A 19,344-nucleotide genomic window follows, 5' to 3' on the forward strand; every position below is an offset into this window, starting at 1 on the left:
AGGAGCGCGACGATGGCACCGCCCACGTCGGAGCAGATCACCACCGCCATCCAGGCCCTGCGCACCGAGGCCGGGGTGTGGGACACCGAGTCCGCCGAGGTGGGCCGGATGCCGCCGATGGCCGAGAAGCTCAAGCTCGACCGCGTCGAGGCCGGGCTGTTCCAGGTCGTGTTCGACGCCTACAAGCAGGTGATCGACCAGGTCATCGCGCGCACCACCGAGGGGGCTGCGCAGACCGCGGAGATCGCCAAGACGCTGCGCTCGGTGGCCGACACCTACGAGCGCGAAGAAGCCGCGAACGTGCACCGGCTCAACAACATCTACTAGGGGGCGGTCATGTCGTTCAGCGAGGCGCAGTTCACCGAGGCCGTCAACAAGATCAACCAGGGTCTGGACAGCCTGTCGGTCAAGATCGGCGAGGTACCGCAGGCGGCGAACGCGGCGATGAACCACTGGTACATCCCGGACTTCGTCAAGGACGCGATCAAGTGGTGCGCGGAGAAGATCTGCGAACTGGCGAACTGGATCTGGGACAAGATCAAGGAGGTCATGAAGGGCGTCGCCGCACCGGTGCTGTTCTTCAAGTACGCCTTCGACTGGCAGGACATCCGCGGCGTGGCCAACGGCGTCACCGGCCAGCTCAAGCCGGAGGCCATGCCCGCGGTCAACTCCTGGACCGGCTCGGCGGCCACCGCCTACAAGGCCGTCATCAAGCCCCAGGGCGACGCCGCGGGCAAGATCGCCACCATCTCCGACAAGACGGCCACCGCGCTGACCGTGTGCGCGGCGGCGGGCCTGGCGTTCTACGTGGCGATCGGGGTGATCCTGGTGAAGTTCATCGCCGCCATGGTCGCCGCCATCGCCGCCTTCGGCTCGGCGGTGTTCTCCTGGGCGGGCGCGGCCATCGTCGTCGAGGAGGCGGGCGTCAACAGCGGCCTCATCTGGGCCGCCATCGCCGCCCTGACCGCCGCCCTCGGCGCCCAGGCCAGCCAGATGGTCGCCCTCCACGGCGAGGCCGTCGACGCCAGCTTCTTCCCCGGCGGCAAGTGGCCCGACCCCACCACCGGCGCCTACTCCGACGGCACCGTCACCGACGGCGACGCCGACTGGTCCCTCAACAAGTAGCCGCCTCCCCGCACCCGCCCACGCGGGCGGGTGCGGGGCCTCCTGACCCTTTCGCCGCGGGCCGCGCCTCGGGGATCCTGTGCGTCGCTGTTCGACCCACTGGGGAGGCTTTGTGCTGCGGCGTGTTGTGGTGGCGGGGGTTGTTGTCCTCGTCGCGTGTGGGTGCTCCACTTCTGTGCGGGGGTCGGCTAGTGGGGGCGGGGCGCCGTCGTCTTCGTCGTCGTCGGAGATCTCGGGTGGGTCGGCGGGTGGGGTGGAGTTCCGGCCGGTGGTCGTTGCCGCGGGTGAGGGCGCGTCGGGGGCCGGGTGTGCCAGCGCTCAGTGCAGGCAGGATCCGCGGTTGCTGTCCGATCCCGGTGCTCAGCAGGAAGCGTTGGCAGGGATCGACTGCGACGCTGCGGAGCCCGGGGGGTTCGACGCCGAGCAACCGCTGGTGGCGTGCGCCGAGGACGGGTCGGAGCGGTTCGTGCTCGACAAGGCCCTCTTCACCGGGGAGGGGGTCTCCGCGGCGAAGGCGAGCAAGGCCGAGTACGGCTCCGGCTGGGCCGTCACGATCAGCCTGCGCTCCGCTGAGCAGCGCACCTGGACCGACTACACCACCAACCACCTGAGCGAGCGGGTCGCCTTCGTGGTCGACGGCCGGGTCGTGTCCGCGCCCACCATCCAGGGCGCCATCACCGGCGACACCACCATCACCGGTGGCTCCGGCGGCTTCACCGAGGACGAGGCCACCGATCTGGCCAAGCGCCTCGGCGGCTGACCGGTCCCGGCGCGGTCCCCACCCCCGGACCACCCCGCGGCCGACGTCGTCCTCTGTGGACTAGGTCAGCGCCACCAGCTGGTCGCCGTCGTCCTCGGGGAGGTGGGGGTGCGAGGTGACGGTGACGGTGCTGGTGATCAGCTCGGTGTCGTTGGGCGTGGTAAGGAAGGCGGTGTCGGCGGCGTCGCGGCCGGTGGCGATGCGGACGAAGCTGGGTCGCGGGGCCAGGCGGGTGGCGTCGAAGACGTACCAGCGGTCGCCGATGGCTGCCTCGAAGACCGCGTGGAAGTCCATCGGGGACAGCCCCGGCGCGTACACCGACACGAACCGCGCCGGGACGTCGACCGCCCGGCACAGGGCCACCGCCAGGTGGGCGTAGTCCCGGCAGACCCCCTCGGCCAGCAGCAGGGTGTCGACCGCGTCGTCGGTGGGTCCGCTGGAACCGCCGACGTAGGACAGGTGGCCCGCCACGTGGTCGACGATCACCCGCACCTTCTCCTCCGGGTCCACCCGGTCCCCGATGACCCGGGTCGCGTACCCGCCGAGGCGGTCGGCCGGGCAGTAGCGGCTCGGGCGCAGGTACTCGATGCGCTCGGCCTCGGTGACGGGCACCGACGCGCCCTCGGCGTAGGGGTGCCTGGCGCGGTAGCGCAGGGCCAGCTCACCCGGGTTCGCCGCCACGACGTGCAGGCGGGTCCCCCCGGGCATGCCGACCTCGCGGACCGAGCCGGGGGCGCCCTCCACCCACAACCGCTCGTCGTCGACGGCCCCGGCAGGGGCCACCGACACGGTGACCGGGCCGGGTCGGGACAGCCGCATCCGCAGCTCGACGTGGATCTGGCAGTGCTGCAACACCTCCTCATCATCCGGGAAGGTCGGCCCCCGGTGCAGGCCGCACCGGGGGAACCCGCGCTCAACCCGCCGCCGCGGGCACCGCGCCCCGGCCGACCAGCCCCGCGGTCGTCTCGTTCAGGAGCCTGCCCACCACGTCCGGGTCGCAGCTGATCCTGGCCAGCCGGGCCCGGATCGCCGCCGGTGAGCGCTCGTGCTCGGACGCGAGCTGCCGGATCACCTCCGGCGCCGGATCTGTCGGCGGGTGCGACAACCAGGCCTCGCGCAGCGCGGCATCCGACTCCGCCGTCCAGCGCTGGTTGGCGTTGCCGCTGGTGGGGGGCTTGCGCGAGCGCGGTGACCGAAGGCCGGAGAGGGCTGTGAGCGACTGGGTGAGCAGGCGGGCGCACGGCGCCGCGCCACCCGGCGGCAGGGTCAGCGACCCCTCCGCGACCCGGGTGCCCTCGGCGTCAACGCCGGTCAGCTCGACGGCGGTGTTGCCGTCCTCGTCAGTGGTGAGGCGCAAGGTGTAGTCGACGTCCTGCGCGGTGCTGGTGTGCTCAAGTGTGAATGCCATGCGCAGCACGGTAGGGCGGATCCGTCAACCCCGGGGAAAGTTGTCCACAGGCCCCTAGCGAGGGTCCGGCCGCCGCCGCTCCGGGCCGACCTCGTGCGGTTCGTCCGAGGGTTCCGGCGGCTCCTGGGGCAGGTCGTGCTCCTCGCGCAGGATCGTCTCCACCGTCCGGCTGGCCCGGCGCAGCCGCCAGACCAGCAGCGCCACGACGAGGACCGCCGCGGCGAGGACGCACAGGGCTGTCGCCACCCGGTTCACCGCCTCGACCGCTCGCCAGTACCCCCAGGTTCCCATCCCGTGCGGGTGCACGCCCGCCCGCGGCCCGACGTTTGCCTGAACCCCCCACCCATTCCGCCCGTTCGGGCCAACCGAGGTCCGCGCGGGCTAGGTCGTCCGGACCAAGGTCTCCCGCGCGGGCAGCCACACCAGCAGCGCGACCAGCGCCAACGCGCCGGTGACGGTGAACGCGGTGGTGTACGAGAAGTGGTCGGCGAGCAGCCCCGTGGCCACCGGGCCGAGCACGGCGCCCACGTCCGTCGCCATCTGGAACACCGCGAGCACCTGCCCGCCGCGCGCGCCCGACCCCAGCACGTCGGCCACCGCGGCCTGCTGCGGCGGGGTGAGCAGCCCCGTGCCCAACCCGGCCACGACCGTCGCCAGCAGGAACAGCGGCACCGACCCGGCCACCCCGCTCCACACCGTGCCCGCCGCGAGCACCCCCAGCCCGAGCACCACCAGCGGCTTGCGGCCCACCCGGTCCGACAGCCGCCCCGACACCAGCAGCATCGCCACGTTGCCCGCCGCGAACACCGCCAGCGCCGTCCCCGCGAAGGCCTCGTCCCTGGCCAGCACCTCCACCACGAACAGCGGCAGCAGCGACACCCGCACCCCGAACGACCAGCCCTGCGCGAACCCCGACACCAGCGCCGCCCGGTACGCCCCGCTGATCAGCGCTTCACGCAGTGAAACGGTGACCTCGCCTGCCGCTGCCCGCCCGGCGGGCACCGTGTCGCGCAGCAGGACGCCCACGACCAGCACCGCCACCACCAGCGCCCCCGCGTAGACCAGGAACGGCGCCCGGATCGAGATCGTGACGAGCCCGCCGCCGAGCAGCGGTCCGGCGAGGTTCCCGAGCAGGAAGCTCGACCCCCACAGCCCCGACGCGCGCCCGCGGAGCGGCGGCGGCGTCAACCGCACCAGCAGCCCGACCCCGGACACGGTGAACATCGTCGACCCGATGCCGCCCACCCCGCGCAGCACCAGCAGTTGCCAGTAGTCCGCAGCGAACGCGCACGCCCCGGTGCTCAGCGCGACGATCGACAACCCCGACAGGTACACCCACCGCTCACCCACCCTGGTGACCAACCGCCCACCTGCGGGCGCGAACACCAACCGGCTCACGGCGAACGCGCTGACCACCACCGACGCGGCGGTGACGCTGACGTTGAACCCCCGGGCGAAGGCGGGCAGCGCGGGCGCCACCAACCCGAACCCCACCGCGATGACGAAGTTCGCCACCGCCAGCACCCACACCTCGCGCGGCAACGCCGCCGCCCGCCCGACCCGCAGCAACCCCGTGCCCTCCGCTCCGCCCGGCGCACTATAAGCACGTTCGGGTGCGCCCCCGACGCATCGGGGTCGATCGGGGGTACCTCCCCGGTTGTCATCCCCCGACCGAAGGAAAACCCATGTCCGAACCCCTGGACCACGTCGAGGTCATCGCCGTCCTCGCCAAGCTCGCCGAGGCCGAGCGCGATGCCCGCGCCCTCACCACCGACGAGTCCTACCGCGCAGGCCAGGCCGCGGGCCTCGAACTCGCCCAGCGCATCGTCCGCGAACTGGCGGGCCTCCCGGTCGAGGCCGACTCGGGCCGCGTCTGACCCCGGCGCGCGGCGGGCCCGGGGAACGGGGCCACCGGACCCGCCGCACCGGTCAACCCCTCCAGTTGTCCACAGCCTCCTCCGCGCACCCCGGTTCTGTCGCCCGCTCCCGGTAGCGTTGAAAACAGGGGTCCCCCTGGCCGGGGTACGCCTGCACGAGCTTGGGCCTTCTTCTGCTGACGTCATCTCTCTGCTGGCGGTGTGCCGGTGCGCTAGGCAGGGTCGGCTTTCGCTGTTTCCGACCGCGGGTCTATCCACAGCTTCGCGACTTGTCCACAGGGGTTGTGCACATCTTCTTCTGGGTCGTGCCGCGTCGGTAGCGTTAAGAACAGGGGTCCCCCTGGGCGGGGTACCTCCGCGCTCGCGCGCGGTGGGCGGCTTCGTGGCTGGGCGGAGCGGGCCTGCGGTGGTGGGGCGCACAGTTGTCCACAAGCGCCGGATCTGTCCACAGGCGACGTTGTGGTCCTATTCCTTGTCGTGGTGCGGCAGTAACGTTGAAAACAGGGGTCCCCTGGGCGGGGGGACCTGGGCGGGAGCTTGCGGTGGGGCGGGGTGGGTTGGAGGCTGGTGCTTGGTGGATGGGGGGTGCGGGTTGAGGGAGGTGGGCGGCGGGGTCGGGAGGCCGAGGGTAGTGCGGGGGTGAGGTGGGAGTGCGGGGTGGGTTAGCCGATGTCGCGGCGGCGGAAGGTGAGGGTGGCGGTGAGGAGGAGGGCGGCGGCGAGGGTGGTGAGCCAGATGAGGGGGGTGGGGTGGGCGTCGGGGCCGGGGATCTTGGGGATGTGGGTGAAGGGGGAGAGGTCGAGGGCGGGTTGGGGGAGGTTGAGGGCGGGGCCGAAGAGGGTGAGGGCGATGGCGAGGCCGACGGTGGTCCAGGAGAGGGGGGCGGCGGCGCGGGGGAGGAGGGCGAAGGCGAGGGCGGCGATGGCCGCGATGAGCCAGACGGCGGGGAGTTGGGCGAGGGCGCCGGTGGTGGCGTGGGTGAGCTGGGTGGGGAGGTCGCCCGCGCGGAGGCCGTGGGCGAGGCCCGCGCCGAGGCCCGCGGCGGTGAGCAGGGCGGCGGGGCCGAGGAGGGCGAAGAGCAGGTGGGTGGTGGTCCAGGCGGTGCGGGAGGTGGCGGTGGCCAGGACGGGGTCGGCGCGGCCCTCGGCCTCCTCGGTGCGCATGCGCAGGCAGACCAGGACGGCGTGGACGGCGGCGATCGCGCCGAAGAGGCCCGCGATGAGGGCCAGGTAGGTGTCGACGATGCCCTGGGCGCCGCCCATGCGGGTGAAGATGTCGCGGACCTGGGCGCTGTCGCCGAGCAGGCCCTGGATGCCGTCGGCGATGGAGCCCAGGACGGCGCCGATGAGCAGCATCGCGGTCGTCCAGCCCGCGAGGGCGCCGCGGTGCAGGCGCCAGGCCAGGCCCAGGGGGCTCGACAGGGAGCGGGGGGCCGTGGGCGGGCCGAGGCGCGCGGGCCACAGGCCCGAGCCCAGGTCGCGGCGGGGCAGCAGGGCGAAGGCGGAGGCCGTGCCGACCGCCGCCACCAGCAGCGGCAGGAGCAGGACCCACGGCCGCTCGCCCGCGAACGGCCGGGCCAGCTGGGTCCAGGACAGCGGGGACAGCCACGACAGCCAGCCCGTGCCCGGGTTGGAATCGCCCACCGCGCGCACCAGGAACGCCGCGCCGAGGACGCCGCAGGCCAGGCCGTTGGCGGAGCGGGAGTACCCGGTGAGCTGCGCGGTCACCGCCGCCACCGCGGCGAAGGCCACGCCCGCGCCCGCGATGCCGGCGCCGAACACCAGGGCGCCCGCCGCGGGCAGGCCCGTGGCGACCATGCCCAGGGCCACCAGCAGCCCGGTCGCGACGGCCTGGCCGCCCGCGACGAGGAGCGCGGCGGTGAGCGGGGCTCGGCGGCCGACGACCGCGGACCCCAGCAGCTCCGACCGGCCGGAGTCCTCCTCCGCGCGGGTGTGCCGGGTGACGGTGAAGATCGCGATCAACCCCGCCAGCAGGGCCAGGACCACCCCGTACCGCCACGCCGCGAAGCCGCCCGCGGTGGTCAGGTCGTAGGCCCTGCCGTAGAGGACGGCGATGGAGGGGTTGCTTCCCGTGCCGGCGTTCAAGGTCGCCCGCGCCGCCGGGTCCGGGTAGAGCTGGTCGTAGGCGGAGGCGGTGGAGGCCGGGACCAGGCCCAGCACGAGCACCCACACCGGCACCAGCACCCGGTCCCGGCGCAGCGCGAGCCGGACCAGCGCGCCGAGCCCGGTCATCGGGCCGCGTCCTGGTAGTGGCGGAGGAACAGCTCCTCCAGCGTGGGTGGTTGGCTGGTCAGCGACCGGACGCCCGCGGCGGTGAGCGCCCGCAGGGCGGGGGCGAGGTGCTGGGTGTCGACGTCGAAGCGGACGCGGGTGCCCTCGGTCGTGAGGTCGTGGATGCCGGGGAGCGCGGCGATCGAGCCGGGGACGGCGTCGAGGTCGGCGGTGATGCTGGTCCGGGTGAGGTGGCGCAGCTCGGCGAGGGTGCCGGTCTCGACGGTGCGGCCCGCGCGGATGATGCTGACCCGGTCGCACAGGGACTCGACCTCGGCGAGGATGTGGCTGGAGAGCAGGACGGTGCGGCCGCTGCGGCGCTCCTCGGCGATGCAGTCCTGGAACACCGACTCCATCAGCGGGTCGAGGCCGGAGGTCGGCTCGTCGAGGACCAGCAGCTCCACGTCCGAGGCCAGCGCGGCCACCAGGGCCACCTTCTGCCGGTTGCCCTTGGAGTAGGTGCGGCCCTTCTTGCGGGTGTCCAGCTCGAACCGCTCGACCAGCTCGGCCCTGCGGCGCTGGTCCAGGCCGCCGCGCAGCCTGCCGAGCAGGTCGATGACCTCCCCGCCGGACAGGTTCGGCCACAGCGACACGTCGCCGGGGACGTAGGCCAGCCGCCGGTGCAGGGCGGCCGCGTCGCGCCACGGGTCGCCGCCGAGCAGTTCGGCGGTGCCCGCGTCGGCGCGCACCAGGCCCAGCAGCACGCGGATGGTGGTGGACTTCCCCGCGCCGTTCGGGCCGAGGAACCCGTGCACCTCGCCGGTGCGCACGTCGAGGTCGAGGCCGTCCAGCGCGCGGGTCCGCCCGAAGGCCTTGACCAGGCCGGACACCGAGAGTGCCGTCGTCATGGACCCGACCGTACTCTTGTTTCACAAATTTGTGAACGTTGAGAAAGTTGTGATGTTAGGCTGGCCGGGTGGTGGCGGAAGATGAGGTGGCCCGGTTCGTCGAGCGGTTCGCGCTGTTCCTGGCCAACGCGGGCATGGCGAGGATGCCCGCCCGGGTGTTCGCGCGCCTGCTGGTCACCGAGTCCGGGCAGCTGACCGCCGCGGGGCTGGCCGAGTCGTTGCAGGTCAGCCCGGCCGCGGTGTCCGGCGCCGTGCGCTACCTGGAGCAGGTGGGGCTCATCCGGCGCGGGCGCGAGCCGGGCGAGCGGCGCGACCACTACGCGGTGACCGGCTCGTCCTGGATGGATGCCCTGGTCGACCGCGACAAGATGATGGCGGACTGGGCCGCGCTGATGGGCGAGGGCGCGGTGCTGCTCGGGCCCACCACGGCCGCGGGCGAGCGGCTGGCCGAGTCCGAGCGGCTGTTCCTGTTCCTCAAGCGGGAGCTGGCGGACATGCTGCGCCGCTTCCGCGAGGGCGAGGCCGCGCGCGAGGGCTGACCGGGGGTGGCCGCCGCCGGGCCACCCCCGCGCGGGGTCAGGCGGCCCAGGCGGTCACCAGTTCGTCGAGGACGGTCATCGGCAGCGGGCCGTTGCACAGCACGAGGTCGTGGAAGGCCTTGATGTCGAAGGCGTCCCCGAGCCGCTGCTGGGCCTCGGCGCGCAGCCGCTGGAGCTCCAACCGGCCCACCATGTAGCTCAGCGCCTGCGCCGGGTAGGCGATGTAGCGGTCGACCTCGGTGGTGATCTCCAGCGCGGACATGGGGGTGTTCTCCCGCAGGTAGTCGATCGCCTGCTCGCGCGACCAGCCCTTCGCGTGCAGGCCGGTGTCGACCACCAGCCTGCCCGCGCGCATGGAGTCCATGGCCAGCATCCCGAACCGGGTGGTGTCGCTGGAGTACAGGCCCATCTCGTCGGCCAGCCGCTCGGTGTAGAGGCCCCAGCCCTCGGCGTAGGCGTTGACGTCGGCCAGCCTGCGCACCAGGTGCAGCTCGTCGAGCTCCTGGGCCAGGGTCAGCTGGAAGTGGTGCCCGGGCACGGCCTCGTGGAAGGCCATCGTCTCCGCGATGAACCGCTGCCGCTCGGTCACCCCGTGGGTGTTGGCGTAGTAGACCCCGGGCCGCAGCCCGTCCAGCGAGGGCTGCATGTAGTACGCGGGCGGGGCGCCCGGGGCCTCCGCCGCCGGGACCGGGCGCACCTCGCACGGCTGCGACGGCAGCCTGCCGAACCAGCCCGGCGCGGCCTCCTCCGCCCGGCGCACCGCCGTGCGGGCGGCGGCCAGCAGCTCGTCCTCGTCGCGCCAGCGCAGGTCCTGGTCGTCCTGCAGGTGCGCGAACACCTCCGCGAGGTCGTCGGTGCCGAACACCCGCGCGCCCAGCTCGGCGTACTCGGCGCGCAGCGCGGCGATGATGTCCAGGCCCGCCTGGTGCAGCTCGTCCGGCGTCTTGGCGGTGGTGGTGTGCACGCGGGAGAGCGCGGCGTAGGCCTCGGCGCCGCCGGGCAGGTGGCACAGGCCGGGGGCGGAGTCGGGGCGGCCGTGCCCGGCGATCTCCTCCGCGAGCACCCGGCGGTACTCCGCGAAGGCCGGGCGCACCTCGTCGCGCACCACCGCGCGGCGCTCGTCGGCCACGGCGGCGAGGTCGTCGGCCAGCGGGTGCGCCAGCAGCGGGTCGGCGTCGAGGTCGGTGGCCAGGTACCGGTCGAGGTGGGCGATCGCGGCGTCGACCAGCCTGCGCACCGGCACCCGGCCCGCCGCCACCCCGGCCCGGTGCCGCTCGGCCACCGCGGCCAGGTGCGCGGGCACCTTGCGCAGCCTGCTGACGTAGGCGCGGGCCCGCTCGGCGTCGGGCACCGGCAGCATCGGCAGGTAGCTGAGCAGGCTCGACGCGGGGCCGACGAACAGGTCGGTGATCGTGTACTCCACCATCCGCGCGTCGATCCGGTCGACCGCGGCCCGCGCCTGCTGGGCGACCACCTTGGCGGTCAGCGGGTCGTCGCCCGCCTCGACCAGCGCGTCGGCCCGCTCGGCGATGCGCAGCGCCGCCGCCCTGGTCCGCTCGTCGGCCGCGGCGGAGGGGTCGGCCAGGTCCTCGTCGTGACCGGGGATGCCGAGCAGGGTCGCCCCCAGCGGCTCGGCGGCCATCTGCAGCGCGAGCAGGTCGTCGGCCAGGTCGTTCGTGGTGGTCATCGCGGTCCCCGTGGTGCGTGCGGAGTGATCGGGGACCCGAGGTTACGGCAGGACCGGGCAGGGCGTCCGGAGTTGTCCACAGGCCCCGTCAGCCCAGCTCGACCGACCCCGTGACGGTGGTGACGGCCGAGGTCGGGGCGGGCGCCGGGTCGGCGGGGCCGCCCGCGGTGTCGCGCACGACGACCACCAGCCCGAGGCCCGCCGGGCGGTCGGCGGTGGCGTTGTCGAGGTCGACCGCGACGACCACGACCTCCGCCGCCGAGGCCTGGCAGGCGGGGTCGGTGGGGGTGGTGGCGACGCGGGCGGTGAGGGTGACCGCGGATTTCCCGCCTATTCGTCCTTCTCGGACAGTGGGTTCACCGGCGATGGTCCCCTTGGGATAATAGTCGCGGGCGAATGCGCCTGCGAAGGCCCGCGCGGCGGCGCGCGCGTCCGGGGGGCGCTTGTCGGAATTCTGCACGGCCGCGCTCGCGGCGAAGGCGCGCGAGTAGCCGGAGCCCCCGCAGTCGTACTCCGCGAATGCGGAGACGCCCGCGAACTCGACGTCGAGGACCTCCGCCGAACCCCCGGACGACGCGGTCCACCCCCGCGGCAGCCGATAGCTGATCTTCGCTGCGGGGTTGGCCACCCGGTCGTCACCGCCGCCGCGCGTCGGCGACGTGGTGGGCCGGGCGCTGGTGGTGGTGGTGCGCGTGCTGCTGGAGGTCGGCCGCGCGGTGGTGGGGGTGGGGGCGGTGTTGAGGCCCGCGGGCGCGCCCCGGTTGACCAGGATGATCACCACGACGGCGGCGACGATGACGACCACCGCCAGGATGCCCAGGACGGCGGGCAGCCGGGACGGCGGCGGGTCCCCCGCGGGCCACCCGCCGTGGGCACCGGTGGGCTCCCGGTCCGCCCGCCACCCCGTCACGCGCCCGACCCTAGCTGGTCGACCGGGGCGTTCCGGGCGCTTTCGGGCAGTCACGCAGCGCAGAAGGTGAGACTGATCATTTCATTTCAAAGGGTGAAACTGAGCCCGCCCTCGACCTTCGATTCTCCGCTGAGTAGAGTCCCGTCGCGCCGTTCCGCGACGCCCCCTTTCCGATCGGGTGGCGCGGACCGTGCCTGCGGCCCCGGGGGGAGGCCGCGACCGGGGATGGACGCCAGCACGACCAAGGAGACTCATGGGCACGCGGTTCAACATCGCTCGAGCAGGGGCCGCCGTGGCCGTCGCCGCCGTCGCGGCCTCGGTCGCCGCGCTCCCGGCGGCCGCCGACACGGCCAAGGGCAGGCTCACCGAGGGCGGTGACTCCGGCTTCACCACCCAGCTCACCAACGGCGAGAAGGTGCTGCCGCGGCTGCTGAACCTCCAGCTGCAGGACGGCTCGCAGCTGCGCGTCTACTGCATCGAGATCACCGTGGACGCCTCCGACGAGGTCGACATGGTCGAGAGCGGCTGGGACGCCTACCCCAAGCCCGACGCGCCGTTCACCGCGAACCGCGACAAGATCAACTGGATCCTGCACCACGGCTTCCCCGGCAAGTCCGTGCAGGAGCTCAACGGCCTCCAGCTCCAGTTCAACGACGGTCTGACCCAGAACGAGGCGATCACCGCCACCCAGGCCGCCATCTGGCACTACAGCGACGGCGTGGACATCAACCGCGAGTCGCCGGTCGTGCCGGCCCCCAACGACCCCGACTACGACGGCGAGAGCACCGACGCCGACGTGCTCGCCCTCTACGACTACCTGACCGGCAAGGCCAACACCGGCATCGACGAGCAGGTCATCGGCGCGCTCAAGATCGACCCGGCCGAGCAGTCGGGCACCATCGGCGCCAAGGTCGGCCCGTTCAAGGTCACCACCAACGGCACCGTCACCGGCGTCAAGGCCGAGCTGCCCGACGGCGTGTCCCTGGTGACCGCCGACGGCAAGGCCGCCGACAAGGCGGGCATCACCAACGAGACCGAGCTGTTCCTCGACGTCCCCGCGGGCACCGCCCCCGGCGCGGGCACCTTCGAGATCACCGCCGACTCCCCGGCGGTTGAGACCGGGCGCCTGTTCGTCGGCGAGGGCTACGAGTCCAACCCGGTGCAGTCGCTGATCGTGGCCTCCTCGGAGACCAAGCCGCTGACCGCCTCGGCCAAGGCCGCCTGGGACGTCGCCCCGGTGACCCCGCCGACCACCACCACCCCGGCCCCGCAGGCCAGCCCCTCCCCGGAGCTCGCCGACACCGGCGCCTCCATCCTGGTGCCCGCCCTGCTCGGCCTCGGCCTGGTCGGCGCGGGTGCGGGCGCGATCATCTACCAGCGCAAGCGCAAGTCCGCGTAAGCACCTGACGCACCCCAGGAGCCCCCGCCCGGCACGTCCCGGGCGGGGGCTCCTGGCGTATTACGGTCAGGCGCGTGAGCACCCCGACCTCCCCGGACCTGCAAGCGCCGCACTGGCTGCGCGAGCTGCTGAGCCAGAAGCCGGTCCCGGTGCCGTGGAAGCGCTCGGTGCGCGCCGTGCTGGGGCTGTGCGGGCCCATCGCCGTCGGCATGCTGCTCGGGCGCACCGACCTCGGCGTGCTCGTCTCGATCGGCGCCCTGTGCGTCACCTTCGCCGACGCCGACGGCCCCTACCGGTTCCGGGCGCAGCGCACGACCGGCGCCGCCGCGGCGGGCTTCACCGGGTACCTGGTCGGCACCCTCGTCGGTGACCACCCGGTGCTCGCCCCGATCGCCCTGGTGCTCATCGCGGGCGTCTCCGCGCTGATCAGCGCCACCGGGGCGATCGCGTCGGTGATCGGCCTGCAACTGCTCGTCTTCGCCGCCGTCGGCTCCGGGCAGCCCGCCGACCCGTGGCTGGCCTCCGGCTGCTACGCGGTGGGCGCGGGGTTCGCGCTGCTGCTCGCCCTCGCGGCCTGGCCGGTGCGCGGGGCCGCGGTCGAGCGGCGCGCGGTCGCCCAGGTCTACGACGACCTCGCCGCCCTGCTCGCCGCCTCCGGCACCGGGCAGGCCCGGCACGCCCGCCGCACCCTCACCCAGTCGCTCAACACCGCCTACGACGCCCTGCTCGACGCCCGCTCCCGGCTCGCGGGCCGCGACCGCTCCTACCGCAGGCTGTTCGTGCTGCTCACCGAGACCACCCCGGCGATCGAGGCCGCCGTCGCGCTGGTCAACGCCCGCACCCAAGCCCCGGCCGAGTACGTGGACTACCTGCGCGACGCCGCCGGGCGCATCCGCGAGCGCGAACCGCTGCGCGAACCCCCCGCACCGCCGGAGGGCTCGCGCGCGCTGGGCCTGCTGCACAACGGCCTCAGCACGGTCGTGGAGCTGCGCCGCGGCGACACCCCGCACGACCCCCGGCGGCCCGAGGAGCACCAGGGCGCGGGGGAGCGGTTCCGCGGCTGGCTCGACCGGGTGGTCGCCGGGCGCCAGACCTGGCTGCTCGTGCTGCGGCTGATGTGGTGCGTCGGCATCGCCGTGCTGGCCACCCGGCTGCTGCCGCTGGAGCACTCGTTCTGGGTCGTGCTGACTGTCGCCATCGTGCTCAAGCCCGACTTCGGGTCGGTGTTCGGGCGGGCGCTGCTGCGCGGCATCGGCACCGCGGCGGGCGTGCTGATCGGCGCGGGCGTGCTGGCGCTCGGCCCGCCCGGGTGGGGGCTGGTCCTGCTCGTCGCGGTCATGGCCGCGGTGCTGCCCATCGGGCAGGTGCGCAACTACGGCATGTTCAGCACGTTCGTCACCCCGCTGGTGCTCGTGCAGCTCGACCTCGCCAACACCGGGCACTGGAGCCTGGTCGGCGCGCGGCTGCTCGACACCGCCCTCGGGTGCGCCATCGTCGTCGTCTTCGGCTACCTGCTGTGGCCGGGCAGCCGCGAACCCCGCGTCGGCGACGACCTGGCCGCCGCGCTGGACCTGCTCGCCGAGTACGTCGAGGAGGCGCTGTCGCAGCGCGAGCGCTCGGCCCTGCGCCGCACCGTCTACCGGGCGCTGTCGGACCTGCGGACGGCGTTCCAGCAGTCGCTGGTCGAGCCGTCGGCGGCCGGGCGCACCGCCGCGGCGTGGTGGCCGGTGATCGTCAGCCTGGAGCGGCTGGCCGACGCCGTCACCGGCCTCGCGGTCGCCATCGAGCGCGGCGCGTCCCCGGTGCCCGCCGCCGACACGGCCGTGCTCGCCGCCGCCGTCCGCGAGTCCGCCGCGGCCGTGCGCGCAGGCCGCGCGCCCCGCCGCGACCCGCTGCCCGAGGCCGACCGGCTGACCAGGCTGGTCGCCGAGGTGATCGCCGTGCAGGGCGCGCTGCGCGGCCCTGAGCTGCCCGAACGCGGTCCCGGGGCGCTGCTGCGGCGGGTCCGGCGGCGGTCCCGGCGGCCCGCGCGGCGCCGCGGCCGGTGAGTAGATTGGAGGCTGGGAAGAACCGGACCGGTCCGTTACGCTTCGTCAGGTTGTGGCCGGAGCAGTGCCAGAGGAGCAGCACGTGGGTATCGACTTCAACGAGCTCAAGAACAAGGCCGAGGGCCTCATCGAGCAGCACGGCGACAAGATCGAGGACGGCGTCGAGAAGGCCGGTGAGTTCGTCAAGGGCAAGTTCGGCCACGAGCAGCAGGTCGACACGGTGGTGGACAAGATCCAGGACCTGATCCCGGACAAGCCCCGGCCGCAGGGCGACCAGGCGTGACGTCCTCGGACGCCGCGCAGCGGACCGCCCCGGGGGTCCCGCCCCGGGCGGCCCAGCGCACCCCCACCGTCATCACCTGGCAGGGCGGCTCGCCCGCCACCCTGGAGTCGACCCGGCTGCTGGTCACCGACAGCAGGCTGCGCGCCTCCGGGCGGCTCATCGCCGCCGCCACCGCCGACCGCGAGGCCTACAGCGCCTCGTTCGAGGCCGCGGTGGACAAGGGCGAGGCCTCCGGCAGGCTGCTGCTGCGCACCACCACCGCCGACGAGGAGCGCCAGATCTCGCTGTCGCGCACCGAGGACGGCGTCTGGCTGGTCGACCACGGCACGGCTTCCGAGCGCGGGGACTTCTCCGGCGCGGTCGCGGTCGACGTGGCGGGCGCGGTCACCTTCACCACGCTGCCCATCCGCAGGTTGGGCGTGCACCGCGAGGCGGGCGAGTTCGAGATCCCGGTGGTGCGGGTGTCGATGCCCGACCTGTCGGTGTCGTTGGTGACCCAGGTGTTCCGCACGGTGTCCCTGGACGAGGGCGGCGCCGTGGTGGCCATCGGCGACCCGGGCTCGCCCGCCGAGGTCCGCGTGGACGCCGACGGGATCGTGGTCGACTTCCCCGGGACCGCGCGCCGGGTCTGACTCAGCCGGACAGGGTGAACGGGGCGTTCGCCACGGCGAACGCCGCCCCCTGGGCGGTGCCCACCAGCTTGACCTCCACGGAGTGCTTGCCGGTGGCCAACCCCGAGGTGGGCAGGGCCACCCGCCAGGCACCCCCGGTGCCCGGCCCGTCGGCGGTGGTGGGGATGCCCGCCACCAGTTCGCCGTCGAGGCGCACCTCCAGGCCCGCCACCCCGGCCAGGGTGCCCGCGACGGCCTGCCCCGCCCGCCCGTCGGTGGTGATCTCCAGCACCAGCCTGCCGCGCGGCACCGGCGCCTCGTCCGGCAGCCGCTCACCCGCGGCGTCGAGGAAGCGCGCCACGGGCTTGGGCAGCGCCGCCCGCGCCGCGGGCAGCGGCACCTCGCGCCCCGCCGCCACCGCCTCCCCGGCGGCCGCCGGGTCGGGCACCAGCTCGACCCCGGCCGTCTCCACCCTGGTCGCGGCCACCCCGGGCCGCACCGGCCCGACCACCCGCACCCCGAGCCTGCCCGCCTGGTCCAGCCGCAGCGCCGCCGCGGGCAGGTCGGCCACCACCGGGTAGGCCACGCCCCGGGCGTGCGGCTGCCCGGCCACGGCGGGCCGGGTCGGGTAGCGGCGCCCGGCGACCTCCACCTGGTACTCGTCCGGGTCGGCGCTCTGCGGCACGAGGGTCAGCCGGAGCTGCCCGCCCGCCCCCTGGGCGCGCCCGGTGCCCGCCGTGCTCGCGGGCACGCCGTTGGCGACGTCACCGGCGGTCCGCTCGGCGTTGACCACCGGCGGCGGCACGAGCGCGGGCGGCGCGGTGGGGGCGCCGTCCAGCAGCACCGCGTCGACCCCGGCGTAGACGCTCGGGTTGCCGGAGAACCCGATCAGCGGCGTCGCCTCCCGCCACGCGGGCACCACGTCCGCCGCCGCGACGACCGAACCGTCCCTGAGCACCCGCAGCCCGTCCGGCGCGAGGGTGACTTGCCAGCGGACGGTGACGCCGATCTCGGGGGTGTTCGGGGCGGAGGTGGGGATCGCCGCGCCCGTCCTCGGCATGCCGGGGGCGGTGCTGACCTGGACCTCGGTCTGGCTCGGGTTGCCGCTGACGCGCACCCGGATCGTGCCCGGCGGCAGCGCGGGGTCGTCGAGCGCCCGCCCCGGCTCGCCCCGCTCGGAGGTCGGGCTGCCGACCAGGTCCGCGGGGCCCGGGACGAGGTCGATCGTGAGCGCGCCCCCGCGCGCGGGGTGATCGGTGTCGACCGTGATCGCGCCGGACCCGTTGGGGTTGAGGCGAAGCGGAGTCCGCGAGCGCAGCACCACGGTGTCGCGGCCGCACTGGCCGCTGACGATGAGCCGCTGGCTGTCGGTGCCCTCACCGCGCGTCGCGCGCCCGCAGTCGCTGGAACCCACCACCCGCCAATTGCGCGGGTCGGGGAGGACCTGCTGGTCGAAGGTGTCGTGGAAGGTGCCCGTCCGGGGTTGCTGGGCTTGGGGGGTGACGGTCGTGGTCGCGGGCTCGGAGCGCTGGCCGAAGGCGTCCACCGCGCGGACCTGCACCTGGGCGTCGCTGGTGAGGGCGTTGAGCTGGACCACGGGGGAGGCGACCAAGAACGTCGTGCTGTCGCGGGTGACCTCGTAGCCGGTGGCGTTGGGGGCGGGGGACCAGCGGAGGGTGGCCCTGTTGGGGCCGGGGGTGGCTTGGATGCCCGTGGGGGTCGGGGGGCGTTGGCCGGGGGTGGGCAGGACCACGCCTTCTGCTGCGAATTGGGCCACGGAGGTTTGCGGGGCGGGGAGGCCCGCGGGTGGGGGCGCGGCCGACTCGGGGGTGCGCAGGACGAGGACCGCAGCGGTGAGCCCGGCGGCGGCGGTGGTGAGGACGAGCAGGCGCTTGCGCAAGTTGGGGGTGCGTGCGGGCGCCATTGCTCAACGTTAGGCGGGCGGTGGTGGGGCGGCAATCCCCTGCGTGCGGAGGGGGGTGGCGTGGGTTCGCTCTGTGGTGGGTCACCTGGAGGTGGGCGAGTTGTCCACAGGAAGATCGTTTGCGGGTTGTTTGCGCTGGTCAGCGGGTAGAATGGCCGCAAGGGACCAGAGCCCCTTGGGTGGGTGGGGGCTGCGGATGGTGACGCGTGGGGGCGTGTGGAGTTGATCTTGGGCTCGGTGTGGGTGGGGTTCTTGGGGCGCGGTGTGGACGGGTGTTCTTGGCCTAGTGGGGGGCCTGTCCTCGGGGGCCGCGAGTGTGTAACTCGGGATGCGGCGCGTCAAGGGCGCCTTCGGCGTCGCTTCGCGATGGGCTTTGCCCACCCTTGACACGCCACCTCCCGAGCTACGAGCGGCCAGGACTGGGTCAGGGCGGGGTCTGAGCAAAGCCCATGACCATTCGCTCAGCTGAGCTTCGGCGGGGTTGCCAGGGGTTTGTGAGGGCTGGGCGCGTGGGGTTGCGGGGTGGGGTGGAGATGGCCAAACGACGGCTTGAGGGAGGGGCGGGGCTCGCCTTCGGCTTTGGGTGGAGAGAGAGGGACGGGGAAGGGGGTGGTGTGTGTCTGTAGTGGAGTGTCCTGAGTGGATTCTGGTCAGGATTCCAAGGGGACGGTGGCGGTGGCGGTGGTGTCGGTCAGGGCGGTGATGTGGCCGCCCTGGGTGCCGATGAGGGCCAGTTCTTCGAGGGCGTTGGGGGCGGTGAGGTCCACCTGGACCTGGGCCTGGGGGGCGGTTCTGTGGTGGTCCAGGGACTTGCGGGCTTCGTGGCCCTGGGTGACGGTGGCGCGCAGGGCGCCGGTGGAGGCCAGGGCGCCTCGGGCGGCGCCGAGGCGGCCCAGGGCGTCGTCGAGGGCGGCGAGGAGGGCGGGGCGGTTGGCCTCGCACATGGCGAGGGTGAGGTCTGGCCTGGTTGCGGCTACTCGGGTTCCGTCGCTGAAGGAGCCCGCGGCCAGGGCGAGGGCCAAGGGGCCGCCGTCGGCTCCGGCGGCGGCGAGGACGGCGGCGAGGACGTGGGGGAGGTGGGAGATGCGGGCCACCGCGGCGTCGTGCTCGGTGGCGGTGGTGGGGACGATGTGGGCGCCCAGGGACAGGACCAGGTCGGCCACTTCGCGCCAGGCGGGCAGGTCGGTGTCCTCGTCGGTGGTGAGGACCCAGGGGGCGCCCTGGAACAGGTCGGGGGTGGCGGCTGACCAGCCGGAGGCGGACTTGCCCGCCATGGGGTGACCACCGACGTAGCGGGTGGTGGGGGTGTGGCGGAAGACCAGCTCCGACACCGGGCCCTTGACGCTCACGACGTCGGTGAGGGTGCAGCCGGGGGCGTGCTCGGCGACCTGGCGGAGGACGGCGTCGACGGCGGGGAAGGGAACGGCGATGACCACGACGGCGCCTGCCCCGGCGGCTCTGGTGAGGGCGTCCTCGGTGGAGGTGACCAGGTCGAAGCCGTCCTGGCGGGCCTGCGCGACCTCCTGCTCGGAGGTGGTCGCGCCCCAGACCTCGTGGCCTGCCGCCGCTGCCGCGCGCAGGAGGGAGCCGCCGATGAGGCCCGTGCCGATCACGCACACCGCTGTCATGGCGGT

General features: G+C 74.1%; 19 protein-coding genes. 9 read left to right on the forward strand and 10 right to left on the reverse strand.

Going from position 1 to position 19,344, the window contains the following annotated elements:
* Positions 1 to 12 precede the first annotated feature (12 nt).
* From BJP25_RS21615 to BJP25_RS21625, 3 genes are all read left to right on the forward strand, one after another.
* Positions 13 to 327 (forward strand): hypothetical protein, encoded by a 315-nt coding sequence (locus tag BJP25_RS21615; RefSeq protein WP_075976825.1) that lies wholly within the window; start codon positions 13 to 15, stop codon positions 325 to 327.
* Between the two features lie 9 nt (positions 328 to 336).
* A complete protein-coding gene (locus BJP25_RS21620; RefSeq protein WP_075976826.1) occupies positions 337 to 1,125 on the forward strand; it encodes a hypothetical protein in 789 nt (262 codons plus the stop codon).
* A gap of 373 nt (positions 1,126 to 1,498) precedes the next feature.
* Positions 1,499 to 1,885, forward strand: a complete 387-nt coding sequence (locus BJP25_RS21625) for a SecDF P1 head subdomain-containing protein (protein WP_075976827.1) — start codon at positions 1,499 to 1,501, stop codon at positions 1,883 to 1,885.
* Between the two features lie 60 nt (positions 1,886 to 1,945).
* Here the strand turns inward: BJP25_RS21625 and BJP25_RS21630 are convergent, their stop codons facing one another.
* The 4 genes from BJP25_RS21630 to BJP25_RS21645 form a co-directional block, all read right to left on the reverse strand.
* The gene (locus BJP25_RS21630) at positions 1,946 to 2,740 is read right to left on the reverse strand and encodes a transglutaminase-like domain-containing protein (protein WP_233158200.1); all 795 of its coding nucleotides are present in this window, start codon (positions 2,738 to 2,740) and stop codon (positions 1,946 to 1,948) included.
* Between the two features lie 58 nt (positions 2,741 to 2,798).
* Positions 2,799 to 3,293 carry a hypothetical protein gene (locus BJP25_RS21635; RefSeq protein ID WP_143219242.1) on the reverse strand — a complete coding sequence of 165 codons (495 nt, stop codon included), beginning with the start codon at positions 3,291 to 3,293 and terminating at the stop codon, positions 2,799 to 2,801.
* Between the two features lie 54 nt (positions 3,294 to 3,347).
* Positions 3,348 to 3,539 (reverse strand): hypothetical protein, encoded by a 192-nt coding sequence (locus BJP25_RS21640; protein ID WP_143219243.1) that lies wholly within the window; start codon positions 3,537 to 3,539, stop codon positions 3,348 to 3,350.
* Between the two features lie 135 nt (positions 3,540 to 3,674).
* On the reverse strand, positions 3,675 to 4,862 hold the full coding sequence (locus BJP25_RS21645; RefSeq protein ID WP_198943575.1) for an MFS transporter: 1,188 nt from the start codon (positions 4,860 to 4,862) through the stop codon (positions 3,675 to 3,677).
* A gap of 116 nt (positions 4,863 to 4,978) precedes the next feature.
* On the opposite strand from BJP25_RS21645, the gene BJP25_RS21650 reads away from it, so the two are divergent.
* Complete coding sequence (locus tag BJP25_RS21650; protein ID WP_075976830.1) at positions 4,979 to 5,170, forward strand: hypothetical protein; 192 nt, start codon at positions 4,979 to 4,981, stop codon at positions 5,168 to 5,170.
* 662 nt (positions 5,171 to 5,832) lie between these two features.
* On the opposite strand, the gene BJP25_RS21655 is transcribed toward BJP25_RS21650, so the two are convergent.
* Together BJP25_RS21655 and BJP25_RS21660 are read right to left on the reverse strand one after the other, a co-directional pair.
* Positions 5,833 to 7,422: an ABC transporter permease gene (locus BJP25_RS21655; RefSeq protein ID WP_075976831.1), complete on the reverse strand. Its 1,590-nt coding sequence runs from the start codon at positions 7,420 to 7,422 to the stop codon at positions 5,833 to 5,835.
* Positions 7,419 to 8,309, reverse strand: coding sequence for an ABC transporter ATP-binding protein (locus BJP25_RS21660; protein WP_075976832.1), 891 nt, complete (start codon positions 8,307 to 8,309; stop codon positions 7,419 to 7,421). The genes BJP25_RS21655 and BJP25_RS21660 overlap by 4 nt, the downstream gene beginning before the upstream one ends.
* A gap of 68 nt (positions 8,310 to 8,377) precedes the next feature.
* On the opposite strand from BJP25_RS21660, the gene BJP25_RS21665 reads away from it, so the two are divergent.
* Positions 8,378 to 8,848, forward strand: a complete 471-nt coding sequence (locus tag BJP25_RS21665) for a GbsR/MarR family transcriptional regulator (protein ID WP_075976833.1) — start codon at positions 8,378 to 8,380, stop codon at positions 8,846 to 8,848.
* A gap of 37 nt (positions 8,849 to 8,885) precedes the next feature.
* Here the strand turns inward: BJP25_RS21665 and BJP25_RS21670 are convergent, their stop codons facing one another.
* Complete coding sequence (locus tag BJP25_RS21670; protein WP_075976834.1) at positions 8,886 to 10,535, reverse strand: DUF885 domain-containing protein; 1,650 nt, start codon at positions 10,533 to 10,535, stop codon at positions 8,886 to 8,888.
* An 88-nt stretch (positions 10,536 to 10,623) separates the two neighbouring features.
* Entirely contained in the window at positions 10,624 to 11,445 is an 822-nt protein-coding gene (locus tag BJP25_RS21675; RefSeq protein ID WP_075976835.1) for a hypothetical protein, read from the reverse strand.
* 253 nt (positions 11,446 to 11,698) lie between these two features.
* Here BJP25_RS21675 and BJP25_RS21680 point away from each other — a divergent pair, with 253 nt between their 5' ends.
* From BJP25_RS21680 to BJP25_RS21695, 4 genes are all read left to right on the forward strand, one after another.
* Positions 11,699 to 12,844 (forward strand): thioester domain-containing protein, encoded by a 1,146-nt coding sequence (locus BJP25_RS21680; protein ID WP_075976836.1) that lies wholly within the window; start codon positions 11,699 to 11,701, stop codon positions 12,842 to 12,844.
* A gap of 74 nt (positions 12,845 to 12,918) precedes the next feature.
* Entirely contained in the window at positions 12,919 to 14,892 is a 1,974-nt protein-coding gene (locus BJP25_RS21685; protein ID WP_075976837.1) for an FUSC family protein, read from the forward strand.
* An 82-nt stretch (positions 14,893 to 14,974) separates the two neighbouring features.
* Positions 14,975 to 15,175, forward strand: a complete 201-nt coding sequence (locus tag BJP25_RS21690) for an antitoxin (protein WP_075976838.1) — start codon at positions 14,975 to 14,977, stop codon at positions 15,173 to 15,175.
* Positions 15,172 to 15,807, forward strand: coding sequence for a putative glycolipid-binding domain-containing protein (locus BJP25_RS21695; protein WP_075976839.1), 636 nt, complete (start codon positions 15,172 to 15,174; stop codon positions 15,805 to 15,807). The genes BJP25_RS21690 and BJP25_RS21695 overlap by 4 nt, the downstream gene beginning before the upstream one ends.
* 1 nt (position 15,808) lies before the next feature.
* Here the strand turns inward: BJP25_RS21695 and BJP25_RS21700 are convergent, their stop codons facing one another.
* Both BJP25_RS21700 and BJP25_RS21705 read right to left on the reverse strand, forming a co-directional pair.
* Entirely contained in the window at positions 15,809 to 17,710 is a 1,902-nt protein-coding gene (locus BJP25_RS21700; RefSeq protein WP_075976840.1) for a hypothetical protein, read from the reverse strand.
* Positions 17,711 to 18,360: 650 nt separating this feature from the next.
* Positions 18,361 to 19,338, reverse strand: coding sequence for a prephenate dehydrogenase (locus BJP25_RS21705; protein ID WP_075976841.1), 978 nt, complete (start codon positions 19,336 to 19,338; stop codon positions 18,361 to 18,363).
* Positions 19,339 to 19,344: the final 6 nt, after the last annotated feature.

It is taken from the genome of Actinokineospora bangkokensis (assembly GCF_001940455.1).
In the GTDB taxonomy this organism is placed as follows: domain Bacteria; phylum Actinomycetota; class Actinomycetes; order Mycobacteriales; family Pseudonocardiaceae; genus Actinokineospora; species Actinokineospora bangkokensis.